The sequence below is a fragment of the Hornefia porci genome (assembly GCF_001940235.1).
Classification (GTDB): Bacteria; Bacillota; Clostridia; order Peptostreptococcales; family Anaerovoracaceae; genus Aminicella; species Aminicella porci.
Genome location: NZ_MJIE01000001.1, coordinates 1,809,137 through 1,821,571 on the forward strand (window position 1 = coordinate 1,809,137; position 12,435 = coordinate 1,821,571).

The following is a 12,435-nucleotide window of genomic DNA, read 5'->3' on the forward strand; positions in this document are numbered from 1 at the left end:
GCGGATAAAACCAAAAAATACCTGAGCGGAACGGGAAGCCGTTTCCGCTCAGTCATTCATGAAAAAAGGAGAACCAAGCAATGGCAAAAAAAGGAGACTGGGTACGTATTCACAGTATCGTTCTCAAGGCCGAGGAGAGAACCGGAAAGATCCCGGAGGATACGCAGAAATGCGATCTGGAAATGTGGACAAAGGGGAGCCTCCTGGCTGACGCGGAGATCGGTGATACAGTAGAAGTAGAAACGGCTGTGGGCCGTATTGAGAAGGGCACGCTGATCGAGGTAGGTCCCTACTACACTCACAGCTATGGCAAATTTGTTCCCGAGATCATCGAGATCGACAAGCAGCTGCGTAAAATCACGAAAGGAGGGGACAAATAATGGCACTGGCGAAAGATTATGATTCCGTAATGGGAAGATCCAATGAAATTCAGAAGAAAGCGCTGGGTCTTGACTATGAGAAATATGAATCCGGTTCCATCGCCTTCGATTATGAAGCCCTGATGAAGGACACCGGATATACGCTGGACGAGATCACCAAGATTCAGTCCAGAACCGCAGTCGGAAACACGCCGCTCATCGAGCTGAGAAACATCAGCAAGCTGGCGAGAAAATATGCGAAGCCGGGTTACGGCGCAAGAATTTTTGCAAAGGATGAGGCCGCTAACGCTTCCGGAAGCTTCAAGGCCAGAAGAGCCGCCTGTGCGGTGGCGCACGCCAAGAAGCTGGGCTACAAGGGCGTTATCGCCGCAACCTCCGGAAACTACGGCGCGGCAGTCGCGTCCCAGGCGGCGATGCAGGGACTGGACTGCATTATCGTTCAGGAATGCTATGACTCCAACGGAGTCGGACAGCCGGAAATCGTGGAGAAGGCGAGAAAATGTGAAGCCTACGGAGCAGAGGTTATTCAGCTGACCGTAGGACCGGAGCTGTTCTACACCTTCCTGTCCGTTCTGGAGGACACCGGATATTTCAACGCGTCTTTGTACTCCCCCTTCGGCATCGCCGGAATTGAGACACTGGGTTATGAGATCGCGATGCAGTGCCGTGAGAGAGTCGGCAAGGATCCGGACATGGTGGTCTGCACCAACGCGGGCGGCGGAATGATGACCGGTACAGCGAGAGGTCTGCTGAAGGCAGGCGCTGTTGATACCAAAATGGTCGCGGCGTCCATCGACCTGACCGGACTGTCCATGGCCTCCGACAAGCAGTTCAACCTGAAGTCCTGCACCACCGGACATACCGGATTCGGCGTTCCTTACGCGACTGACCCGGATCACTCCGATGTTCCGAGGAGTGCGGCGAGACCGCTGCGTTACATGGATCGCTATGTAACAGTCAAGCAGGGCGAAGTTATGTATATGACAGAAGCGCTGGCTCAGCTGGAGGGCATCGAAAGAGGTCCTGCAGGCAACACTGCGCTGGCCGCGGCGTTCTCCCTGGCGCAGGAGCTGCCGGAAGACGCGGTTCTGGTCATCAGCGAGACAGAGTATACCGGAGCCGGAAAACACATCCAGCCGCAGCTGTCTTTCGCGAGAGACAATGGCATTGAAATCAAATTCGGAAATCCGACTGAGGAAGACAAGCCGGGCGTGAATGTCGTTCTGCCGGCAGATCCCGGTCTGATCCAGTGCCACGATGCGGATCTGCACCACTTCAGACAGTCCCTGATCAGAAAGGCTGTCAAGAAGGCGGGCGGCGTAACGCCGACAGACGAGGATCTTCAGTTCCTCGCAGAGGAGACCAAGACCGATGTTGCGTTCGTAAAGGAGACGCTGGGACTCTAATGGATATAAGGTCTGTTTCCGCCGGAAACGGCGGAGGCAGGCGTATATTGGAAGACCGACACTCATAACTGGGCGCCCGTTTCACCGACAGAGGGCGGGACCCAGGGAAAGGTAGAAAAGAGAATGATAAGAGAAGACGATTTTGAAAAAAGAAGAGTTGAAAAAGGTATCGCCGATCTTACAGACGAGCAGTTGTACGACAAGTTCTGGGAACTGTGCACGCAGGTTGTGGATCCGCTCATCGAGCTGGGCAGAAAGAACACGACTCCTTCCGTAGAGAGAGCCGTTCTTCTGCGTATGGGAGTATCCTCCCTTGACACACAGAAAATCGTAGAGGGCGCTATGGACAGAGGCCTTATGGGTCACGGCACCGGCCACATCGTCTACAGAATTTCCAAGGACAAGGGAATTTCTATCCGCGAAGCTTCACAGGCATTGGCTCAGGGTGAATACTGGGATGATGCAGTAGCTATTTTCGGCAAGGAGGAGAAGTAAGATGGCAGATATGGTACTGAATAAGAATGAGAAACTGGACGTAAGAGAAATCCTGAAGGATCTCGAAAACTACGCCCCGAGAAGACACGGCTGGCACTGGAGAGAGCCGGCTCCGAATCTTGAGATGGGACCCTTCACGTTCCACGACATGTCCAAGCCGCTGAAGCAGGGCATCGGCCTTCCGCCGGCGAAGTTCTTCGGCGACATCGATCCGCAGCCGCAGCCGGTCATCACCACAGAGATCGCTTCCGGAAGATTCGAGGACGATATCAGAAGAATGAGAATGGCGGCGTGGCACGGCGCTGACCATATCATGGTTATCCGCCACATGGGCCAGTCCCATATCGACGGCCTGATGGAAGGTACGCCTCAGGGAATCGGCGGCGTTCCGATCACCAGAAAACAGGTCAGATGCCAGAGAAAGGCTCTGGATCTCATCGAGGATGAGGTCGGCCGTCCGCTGAACTACCACTCCTACGTATCCGGAGTAGCCGGACCGGACGTTGCGGTCATGTTCGCGGAGGAGGGCATCAACGGAGCTCACCAGGATCCGCAGTACAACGTTCTGTACAGAGACATCAACTGCGTAAGATCCTTTGTTGACGCCTGCGAATCCAAGAAGGTTCTGGCATGGGCAGAGATCCTGCAGATCGACGGCGCACACAACGCGAACGCTACCGCCAGAGAAGCATGGAAGGTTATGCCGGAGCTGATCGTGCAGCACGCCATCAACTCCCTGTTCTCGGAGAAGGTCGGAATCAAGCCGGAGAACATCTCCCTGTCCACCGTACCTCCTGATGCGGCTCCTGCCCCGGCGATGTACCTCGACCTGCCTTACGCGGTCGCGCTGAGAGACATCTGCGGCAGATACAAAATGAGAGCTCAGCAGACCACCAAATACGTCTGCTCCTCCGTCAGAGAAGCGACGGTAACACACGTGATGAACATGGTCATCTCCAAGCTGACCAGCGCGGACATTCAGTCCACCATCACACCGGACGAAGGAAGAAACGTTCCCTGGCACATCTACAACATGGAAGCCATCGACAACGCCAAGCAGGCCTTCGTATACATGGACGGCTTCAACGAGCTGGTTGAGCTGAAGAAGGACGGACCGCTCCGTGAGATGGCGAGAGAAATCAAGGAAAGAGCGACACTGTTCATGGAGGAGATCGTCGAGGTCGGCGGTTACTTCAACGCAGTTGAGCAGGGATTCTTCGTGGATTCCGCGAAATACCCCGCCAGAAACGGCGACGGAATCGCCAGAAAGATCAAGGGCGGCGTAGGCTACGGATTCATCTTCCCGAGAGAGGATGACTACATGGCTCCTGTTACGGCGCACTTCGGATACAACAACGTGGAGCAGTACGGCGGCGACCCGGAGAACCCGAGCGCTCTGATCGGCGGCTGCACGTTCGAGGACAGAAGCAAGATCGTCTACATCGACGAGCTGGATGAAGTCGACAACGTCAACGTAAGACTTGAGAAGGTCAAGAAATATCTTGACGGTGAGGCAATCAAGCCTGAGATGGAATGGTGCGGAGACGGCGTCGTCATGCTGACCATGATGGTGCCGGCGAACGTGAGAACCGCAGAGGCCACCGGCCTGCAGATCGCAGAGAAGATGGGTCTGGATTCACCGGAGGTCATCTCCAAGGAAATCATGCACCCGGCCGAGGGTACGAGAATCGAGATCAAGGGCAAGCTGACCTTCGATGTCGATCCGAAGTCCCTGGTACTGCCTCCGCCGCCGCATCACCTGCCGGATGAGGTTCTGTACAAGGAATTCAAGGATCATCACATGAGAGTCGTCTGCGGAACCGTCGGCGACGACGAGCACTCCGTCGGACTCCGTGAGATCATCAACATCAAGCACGGCGGAATCGAGAAATGGGGAATCGAGGTTAACTACCTGGGTACCTCAGTACCGGTAGAGAAGCTGGTAGACGCGGCAGTCGAGCTGGATGCCGACGCGATCCTGGCCTCCACGATCATCTCTCATGACAACATCCACTACAAGAACATGAAGAGGATCAATGAGCTGGCCATCGAGAAGGGCATCCGCGACAAGGTCATCATCGCGGCAGGCGGAACACAGGTATCCCCGGAGGATGCACGCGCCACCGGAATCGATGAAGGCTTCGGAAGAGACTCCCACGGTATCGACGTAGCGACATACCTCTGCGAAGAGGCGATGAGACGCCGCGGCGAGCTGCCCCCGGGAGGACACCTGAAGGGCATCGACGAAGACTGATAACTGCGGCGCCGGCGGAAACGACGCGGCGCGGCGGGCAAGGCTTTGTACGAATACAGCAGAGACACCGGGGCGGGCATGAACCCGTCCCGGATTTTTTTAGAGCAGAGCTTTTACAGAAGCAGGCAAAGAGCAAGCAAACGGAGGAATCTGCGGGAAACCGGCAGATCATCAGGACATTGGAGGACAGAAGCAAATGAATGTAGACGTATTGGTAGCGGAAATCGGATCCACAACGACGGTGGTCAACGCATTCACAGATCTGGATACCGATCATCCGTGTTTCTGGGGACAGGGTCAGGCGCCGACCTCTGTACTCGACGGAGATGTGAGGGTCGGGCTTCAGGGCGCTGTCGACGACCTTTGTAAGAACAAAGGAATCAGCAGCATTGAATACGGACAGATGCTGGCGACTTCTTCCGCGGCCGGCGGACTGAAGATGACCGTGCACGGACTGGTTTATGATATGACGGCCAAGGCCGCGAAGGAAGCGGCGCTGGGTGCGGGCGGAATCATTCATTATGTGACCAGCGGGCGGCTGCGCCGAACCGACCTGAAAAAGATCCGGGAAATTCAGCCGAATCTGATTCTGATCGCGGGCGGCGTGGACTACGGCGAGCGGGATACCGCGCTGGACAATGCCGAGATGATCCGCGGCATGGGACTGAAGGTTCCGGTCATCTATGCGGGCAACATCGAGAATCAGGAGGAAATTAAACTGATTTTCGAGGACAGCGAGCAGGAACTGTATATCGTCGAGAATGTGTATCCGAAAATCGACGCACTGAATGTAGAGCCCTGCCGGAAGGTAATTCAGCAGGCCTTTGAGCAGCATATCACCCATGCACCGGGGATGGAACACGTCCGTGACATGGTCAGCGGTCCCATCATTCCTACGCCGGGCGCGGTGATGGAGTGTACAAAGGTGCTGTACGACTGCATCGGGGACTTAATTGTGCTGGACGTGGGCGGAGCGACCACGGACCTGCATTCCGTTGCAGTGGAATCGGACAAGGTCGCCAGAATCATGACCTCTCCGGAGCCGAAGGCCAAGCGCACGGTGGAAGGCGATCTGGGCGTCTTTGTAAACCGCTACAAAGTAATCGAATCCATCGGTGAGGAGAAACTGAGAGAGGAATGCGAGAATGAGCTCCATATCGACCTTGATAAGACACTGGAGACATACTACGCGATCCCGAAGAATGAGGATGAAATCAAGCTGGTTGAGAGGCTGACCCGCGAGGCTGTGTTCCGGGCGACGGAGCGGCACGCCGGACAGCTCCGGTATATCTACGGACCCTCCGGCCGAAGCACTGTGGCAGAGGGCAAAGATCTGACACAGGTCAAATACATTGTGGGAACCGGAGGTGCGCTGACACGGCTGCCTCACCGGGTGGAAATTATGGAAGAGATTCCGGGAGAGAATATCACCGGCATGAGGCTTTTCCCGACTGACCACGCAAAGGTTCTGGTGGACAATGATTACATCATGGCGTCTCTGGGAGTGCTGTCCAAGACCAACCGCGAGGCGGCGATTAAGCTGCTGGAAAAGAGCCTCGACTTCGAATTCCCGGAGAAGGTTGAGGACGAGATCTATAAGTCCTCAATCAAAGCGATGGAGGATGTTGAAGCCGAATACGAGGCGAAGAAGAAAAAGGAAGAGGAGTATGCGGAGCACATCCGGGAGATGGAGGAAATGGGCTACGACATGAGCGCATACAAGGAGGAGGAGCCCATCGGCGGCGCCAACGCCAGAGGCCCGGAAGGGAGTCATCACGATCCTGCCAAGGAAGACATCGAGGCTGGCGGCGGGCTGCAGCCCGGCTGGAACCGGGAGAAGCGGGAAGACGCCTCCAAACCCTGGAACAACTGCAACCGCGAGTGCGACATCTGCACCCACACCCACTGCCCAAACAACCAGAGCAGACGATGAGAATGAATGGAGAGTGAAACGATGTATCCGAAACTGGTAGTAGATCTGAAAAAACTGCAGGGCAATCTCGACGCTGTCGCGGAGATTACCAAGGACCGCGGAGGATGTTCTCTGATGATCGTCACCAAGGGACTCTGCGCCGATCCGGAAATGGCCGGACTGGTGGCGAGGGATCCGAAGGTGGATTATATGGCGGACTCCCGGGTGAAAAACCTGGCGAGCTACGCCGATATGGCGCGTGCCAACGGCAAGAAGACGGTGCTTCTGCGCATCCCGATGCACGATGAGGTGGAGGGCGTCATTCAATATGCGGACATCTCCTTCAACTCGGAGCTTTCCACCATCCGCCTGCTGAACGAGGAAGCGGGCAGAGCAGGAAAGGTCCACGACATCGTTCTGATGATCGATCTGGGTGATCTGCGGGAAGGTATATTCTTCCGCAACGAGGATCTCATCCGGGAAGCCGTGGAGGAGATCCTGCAGATGGAGCATATCAATCTGTACGGTATCGCTGTGAACCTGACGTGCTACGGAGCGATTATTCCGAAGTATGATAACCTTTCCCAGCTGGTTGAGATTGCGAGAAAGATTGAAGAAAAATATGATATCCGTCTGCAGATGGTGTCCGGCGGGAATTCCAGCTCGATTTATCTGATCGACAAAGGTGAATTGCCGGAGGGCATCAACAATCTGCGTCTTGGGGAAGCGTTCCTGCTGGGGAACGACACCGCCTACGAGACAGATCTCCCCGGCACGGTCGGCGATACGGTGACACTGCAGGCGCAGATCGTGGAGCTGAAGGAAAAGCCCTCACTGCCCATCGGCGAGGTCGGCGTGGACGCCTTCGGCCAGAAGCCGTACTATGAGGACCGCGGAATCATGAAGAGAGCGATTATCGCGGTCGGAAAGCAGGACACGGATCTGGACAGCATGACGCCGACGGATCCGCAGATTGAAATCATGGGAGGAAGCTCCGACCATACCATCCTGGACGTTACACACTGCGACAGAGACTACAAGGTCGGGGACGTCGTCACCTTTGAGCTGGGATACGGCGGTATGCTCAAGGTCGCGACCAGCCCCTATGTGGAGAGGGAATATGTCCGCGGGTAACAAAATATATCTCGGATGCCATCTGTCTTCGGCAGATGGCTTTGAAGTAATGGGAACAAACGCCGTGAGCATCGGCGCCAACACCTTCGCTTTTTTCACCCGGAACCCCAGAGGCGGAAAGGCGAAGGACATCGATCCGGAGGACGCGGCCGCTCTTCGGCGCATAATGAAAGAGCACGAGTTCGGCAGACTGGTGGCTCATGCGCCCTACACGCTGAATCCCTGCTCCGCGACTGCCCGTGTCCGCGAATTCGCCCATATGGTGATGGAGGATGATCTCCGGAGGATGGAATATCTTCCGGGAAATTATTACAATTTCCATCCCGGCAGCCACGTCGGACAGGGGACGGAAACGGGGATAAGGTTGATTTACAGCCTTCTTAATGATATTATATCTAAAGACCAGACAACCACGGTACTGCTGGAAACCATGGCAGGAAAGGGAAGCGAGGTCGGCAGCAGGTTCGAAGAGCTTGCGCAGATCATAGAGGGAATCCGCATTGACGAAAAGGTCGGCGTCTGCATGGACACCTGCCACGTCAGCGACGCGGGATACGATATTGTCAATGATCTGGACGGCGTGCTGGAAGAGTTCGACCGGATAATCGGACTGGAACGGCTGAAGGCACTGCACATCAACGACAGTATGAACCCGCCGGGTTCTCATAAGGACCGCCATGCGCGAATCGGAGAGGGAACTCTCGGACTGGAAGCCATACGCAAATTCATACATCATCCTGCTCTTGAGGGACTGCCCTGCATACTGGAAACACCGCAGGACAGTATCAGAGGATATGGAAAGGAAATCGCAGTTTTAAAGAGAAAAGGAGATTAGACAGACATGAATGCAAGTGAAGTAAAAGACATTTTGGTAATTAATCCTGGTTCGACCTCGACGAAAATCACGATCTACACCAAGCAGAACACAGAGATTCTGTATGAGAACAATATCGTGCATGATGAGCAGAAGATTCTGGAATTCCCGACAGTCGCCTCCCAGAAGAACTACAGAAAGGGAATCATTCTGGACGAGCTGAATGACAGAGGCTATGACCTGAAGAATCTGACGGCTGTTGTAGGAAGAGGCGGTATGCTGTTCGGCCTGAAGGGCGGCGGTTACAAAATCAATGACAAGATGTATAACGAGATGGCGAGCTCAAGACTCCCGCAGCACGCCTCCTCGCTGGGTGCGCTGCTGGCGTATTCCATCGCACAGCCTCTGGGGATCCCGTCGTTCATCTATGACTCCACCATGGGCTGCGACCTGCTGGATATCGCCAAGGTGACCGGAATTTCCGAAATCGAGAAGTACGGCGCCACACACCTGCTGAATTCCCGGGCGCAGGCGATTAAATACGCCAGATCCAGAGGAAAAGATTATAAGGAGATGAACTTCATCAACTGCCATATGGGCGGAGGCATCACCGCAAACGCTATGAAGGGCGGAAAGGTCATCGACACCGCGGCCTATGACGACGGTCCGATGGCGCCGGAACGCTCCGGCGGCGTGCCCCTGCTTTTGTTCAAGCAGCTGTGCTTTGACGGAAAGCATACAGAGGAGGACATGGAGAAGCTGATCGCAGGCAAGGGCGGCCTCTACTCCTATCTGGGCACAAAGGACGCCAGAGAAGTGGAAAAGATGATCGAGGAAGGCGACAGCTATGCGGCCATGGTCTATGAGGCGATGGGCTTCCAGGTGGCGAAGTCGATCGCGGGGCTGTCCTGCGCGCTGGAGGGCAAGGTTGACGTTATCATTCTGACCGGCGGCGTGGCGTATTCCAAGTGGCTGACCGAGAAGATCAAGAAGTACTGCGGACACATCGCGCCGATCGAGGTTATGCCCGGCGAGAGTGAGATGGAGGCGCTGGCGGCCGGAACACTGCGGATGCTGACGGGTGAAGAGGAGATCAAGGAGCTGTAGCGGCAGTTGTCTGTGAAATCCCCGTCGGCCGGACATCGGTCTGACGAGCGCTGACAAAGGCCGGCTGACCGCGCCTCGGGGGGCGCATCACAGTAGTTCATGGCGGATTTCCTACCACTCAGGCAAAAAAAGGCCACTTCCTCCGGAATCTGATTATACTGAAGGAGAAAGTGGTTAAGATAATAACATGAAAACCGGCAGGCATCGGGAAAATGCTTACCGGTTTTTTTCATGCGCGCTTGTCGAGCGCCTCACCAAAAAAGCGCGGCCCCGCAGAACCTTTTACAAGCCGGATGTGTCAAGTCCGTCGGTGTCTGCGAGACAGCCGGACAGCAGACGGCGTATCAGGCTGCAGCCGCCTGGTTCAGCGGATTCAATGTTCAGCGGCAGGATGGGATCGTGCAGCGATTTCCGAAGCAGGAACCATCCGCTGTATGCTCCGCGGTAAGCCACCCGGATTCCTTCATAGTTCGGCTGTACGATTTCCAGTGAGATCCCGGCGTCCCGGGCGGAGGCAGGATCAGAAGCCCAGCGCCGGACTGCCTCCAGCACACCGTCCGCACAGGCAGAGAAGTCCTCTGCTGTGATAGGCAGGCGCACCTCCTCGGATTCAGCCGGTTCAGACAGTGCGGCGATGACGGAGGAAATCCCCTGTCCCTTCCGCTTCAGGACAGCGGCGCGGATAACAATGCGGGTCGCCAGGAACGCACCGTCGTCCAGGAAATAGTTGTCCCGGTAGGCGGCGTGACCGCTGGTTTCGATGGCCAGCTGGGCATCTGTTCCTTCATTGTTCAGTTCTATGGCTTTGTTGATGACATTGCGGTAGCCGCGTCTGAAGCGCAGATGCTTCAGCCCGAGACTGCCCTCCAGATAGGTATGCAGCTCGTCGCTGGTGACGCTGTCGGTGACCACGGTGGTTCCGGGATGTTCGTCCGCGATCAGCGCCGCGGCCATGGCGACGATTCCGTTGCGGCTGATTTCGCAGCCCTTTTCATCCACAGCCGAGGAACGGTCCACATCGGTATCGAAGATAATGCCCAGGTCGCACCGGTGGGCAGTGACCGCGGCGCAGACAGATTTCATCGCATCTTTGTTCTCGGGATTCGGAGCGTGGTTCGGGAAGGTTCCGTCCGGATCCAGAAACTGACTGGCGGATACATCTGCACCCAGAGGCGCCAGAACGCGTCCCGCGTAGAAGCCGCCGGCGCCGTTTCCTGCGTCCACGCAGATCTTCAGCCCTTCCAGCGGACGGGGATTGCCGGAACCGGACGCAGTACCGGATGCGGCCGCTGCATCGGCACTGCCCGCAGCGGCAGGATCGCCCTTTGTTCCCGCGGCCTTCGCCACGCCCCTGCAGATAAGCTCCCGGAGATGCGCCGCATAGACCTCCATCAGATCCGCACCGGTCTGCGTCTGCGGGACCTGCGCGTTACCGGCTCCCGGCGGAAGCATTCCCAGAATCTGATCGCTCTCGGCGAAGACGATGATGTCTGTGATGTCGCCCTTGTTCAGACCTCCCTCAGCGCTGAAAAATTTCAGGCCGTTGCGGTTCCAGGGGAGGTGGCTCGCCGTGACCATAACCGCGCCGTCCGCCCGGAATTCATCGAAGACGGTGGACATGAACATCGCCGGAGTGGAGGCCAGTCCGCAGTTGAGGACCCGGACGCCGAAGGGAGACAGTGCGTCGCAGAAGGCGGCTGTCAGTGCTTCGCCGGAAAGGCGGGAGTCTCGTCCCACCGTGACGGTCATCTGAGAGGGGGTCTTGCCTGTCTGCTGTGTCAGCCAGTACAAAAAACCTTTTGCGAGTCTTCCCACAGCGGCGGGGGTGAGAGTGACCGGCTCGCCGGGGATCCCGTCCAGGGCGACGCCGCGTATGTCGCTGCCGTTCTGAAGTTTTCTGAAATCGTAATTGGACATTTTATTTTCTGTATTCCTTTCTCATCTTCTGTCTGATGCATGTTGAACTGGCTGCATGTGCCTGCCGCATTCCGCCCCGGCGGGGCGGAATGCCCGCGCTGCGGGAGGGTCGTCCGGCAGCGCGTAGGCGCGCCTCCGGGTTCCGGGGCGCGCCGGCAGGCACCGCAGATACTTTAATTATATTGAATTCCCGTGGTTCAGACAAGGAATTGTTGGCGAAAGGTCAGATTTATGTTAAAATATTGGCGAAGGAGTGTATCATCAATGACCGGAAAAGGGAAAAGAAGAAAAGGGGATCTGTTATTTGATGTTATCATCGTTATTCTGCTGTGCGTGATCGCATTCAGCCTGTTTAAAGTTGCTTCAATACTGAACGAGTATCAGAAGGGTACCCGCGAATATAAACAGATCGCAGAGGACGCGGATCTGAAGCTTGAGGAGAACCGTCTCCATGTCGACTGGAAGGCGCTGAAAAAGAAAAACAGCGACGTGAAGGCCTGGATCTATTCAAAGGGTACTGTCATCAACTATCCGGTGGTACAGGGCGATGACAACAGCTTTTATCTGCACCGGCTTCTGAATAAAGAATATAATTTCAAAGGCACGCTGTTCATCGATTACAGGGTGGCGAAGCCGTTCGACGATTTTAATACGATTATCTACGGACACCGGATGAAGGACGGCTCCATGTTCAAGCCGCTGGTGAAGTACCGGGAGGAGGATTACTACAGGAAGCATAAGGTGATGCAGCTGGCGACGCCGAAGCACCAGTACGATCTGGTGATTTTCGCCGCGGTTACGATTCCTGCCCGGAGCAGCATGTACAAATGCACCTTCGAGACCCGGAAGGAAAAGGAAGCGTACCTGGAAAAGATCCGGGAAAAGACGGTGCTGACGACAGACATACAGGTTTCTGCGGATGACAGGATCGTGATGATGAGCACCTGCACCTATGAATTTGACAATGCGAGGGTGGTCGTATACGGAAAGCTGATTGAGAAAGACTGAAGGGGTGG

At 55.9% G+C, this 12,435-nt stretch carries 10 protein-coding genes; 9 read left to right on the forward strand and 1 reads right to left on the reverse strand.

Annotated elements, in window-relative coordinates; all coding sequences use genetic code 11:
* Nucleotides 1-80: 80 nt before the first annotated feature.
* From ortA to buk, 8 genes are all read left to right on the forward strand, one after another.
* On the forward strand, nucleotides 81-380 hold the full coding sequence (ortA, locus tag BHK98_RS08575; RefSeq protein WP_075713392.1) for a 2-amino-4-oxopentanoate thiolase subunit OrtA: 300 nt from the start codon (nucleotides 81-83) through the stop codon (nucleotides 378-380).
* Complete coding sequence (gene ortB / locus BHK98_RS08580) at nucleotides 380-1,786, forward strand: 2-amino-4-oxopentanoate thiolase subunit OrtB (RefSeq protein WP_075713394.1); 1,407 nt, start codon at nucleotides 380-382, stop codon at nucleotides 1,784-1,786. The genes ortA and ortB overlap by 1 nt, the downstream gene beginning before the upstream one ends.
* Nucleotides 1,787-1,909: 123 nt before the next feature.
* Nucleotides 1,910-2,281: an ornithine aminomutase subunit alpha gene (locus BHK98_RS08585; protein ID WP_075713396.1), complete on the forward strand. Its 372-nt coding sequence runs from the start codon at nucleotides 1,910-1,912 to the stop codon at nucleotides 2,279-2,281.
* Between the two features lies 1 nt (nucleotide 2,282).
* Nucleotides 2,283-4,535, forward strand: coding sequence for a D-ornithine 4,5-aminomutase subunit OraE (gene oraE, locus BHK98_RS08590; RefSeq protein WP_075713398.1), 2,253 nt, complete (start codon nucleotides 2,283-2,285; stop codon nucleotides 4,533-4,535).
* A gap of 196 nt (nucleotides 4,536-4,731) precedes the next feature.
* The gene (locus tag BHK98_RS08595; protein WP_083628181.1) at nucleotides 4,732-6,468 is read left to right on the forward strand and encodes a GlmL-related ornithine degradation protein; all 1,737 of its coding nucleotides are present in this window, start codon (nucleotides 4,732-4,734) and stop codon (nucleotides 6,466-6,468) included.
* Nucleotides 6,469-6,489: 21 nt separating this feature from the next.
* Nucleotides 6,490-7,581, forward strand: coding sequence for an ornithine racemase Orr (orr, locus tag BHK98_RS08600; protein ID WP_075713400.1), 1,092 nt, complete (start codon nucleotides 6,490-6,492; stop codon nucleotides 7,579-7,581).
* A complete protein-coding gene (locus BHK98_RS08605; protein ID WP_075713402.1) occupies nucleotides 7,568-8,416 on the forward strand; it encodes a deoxyribonuclease IV in 849 nt (282 codons plus the stop codon). Before orr ends, BHK98_RS08605 begins: the two co-directional genes overlap by 14 nt.
* A 6-nt stretch (nucleotides 8,417-8,422) precedes the next feature.
* Nucleotides 8,423-9,502 carry a butyrate kinase gene (gene buk / locus BHK98_RS08610; protein WP_075713404.1) on the forward strand — a complete coding sequence of 360 codons (1,080 nt, stop codon included), beginning with the start codon at nucleotides 8,423-8,425 and terminating at the stop codon, nucleotides 9,500-9,502.
* A gap of 282 nt (nucleotides 9,503-9,784) precedes the next feature.
* Here buk and BHK98_RS08615 read toward each other — a convergent pair whose 3' ends face one another.
* Nucleotides 9,785-11,419, reverse strand: a complete 1,635-nt coding sequence (locus BHK98_RS08615; protein WP_075713406.1) for a phosphohexomutase domain-containing protein — start codon at nucleotides 11,417-11,419, stop codon at nucleotides 9,785-9,787.
* A 264-nt stretch (nucleotides 11,420-11,683) separates the two neighbouring features.
* Between BHK98_RS08615 and srtB the strand changes: the two genes are divergently transcribed.
* Nucleotides 11,684-12,427 (forward strand): class B sortase, encoded by a 744-nt coding sequence (gene srtB, locus BHK98_RS08620; protein WP_075713408.1) that lies wholly within the window; start codon nucleotides 11,684-11,686, stop codon nucleotides 12,425-12,427.
* Nucleotides 12,428-12,435: the final 8 nt, after the last annotated feature.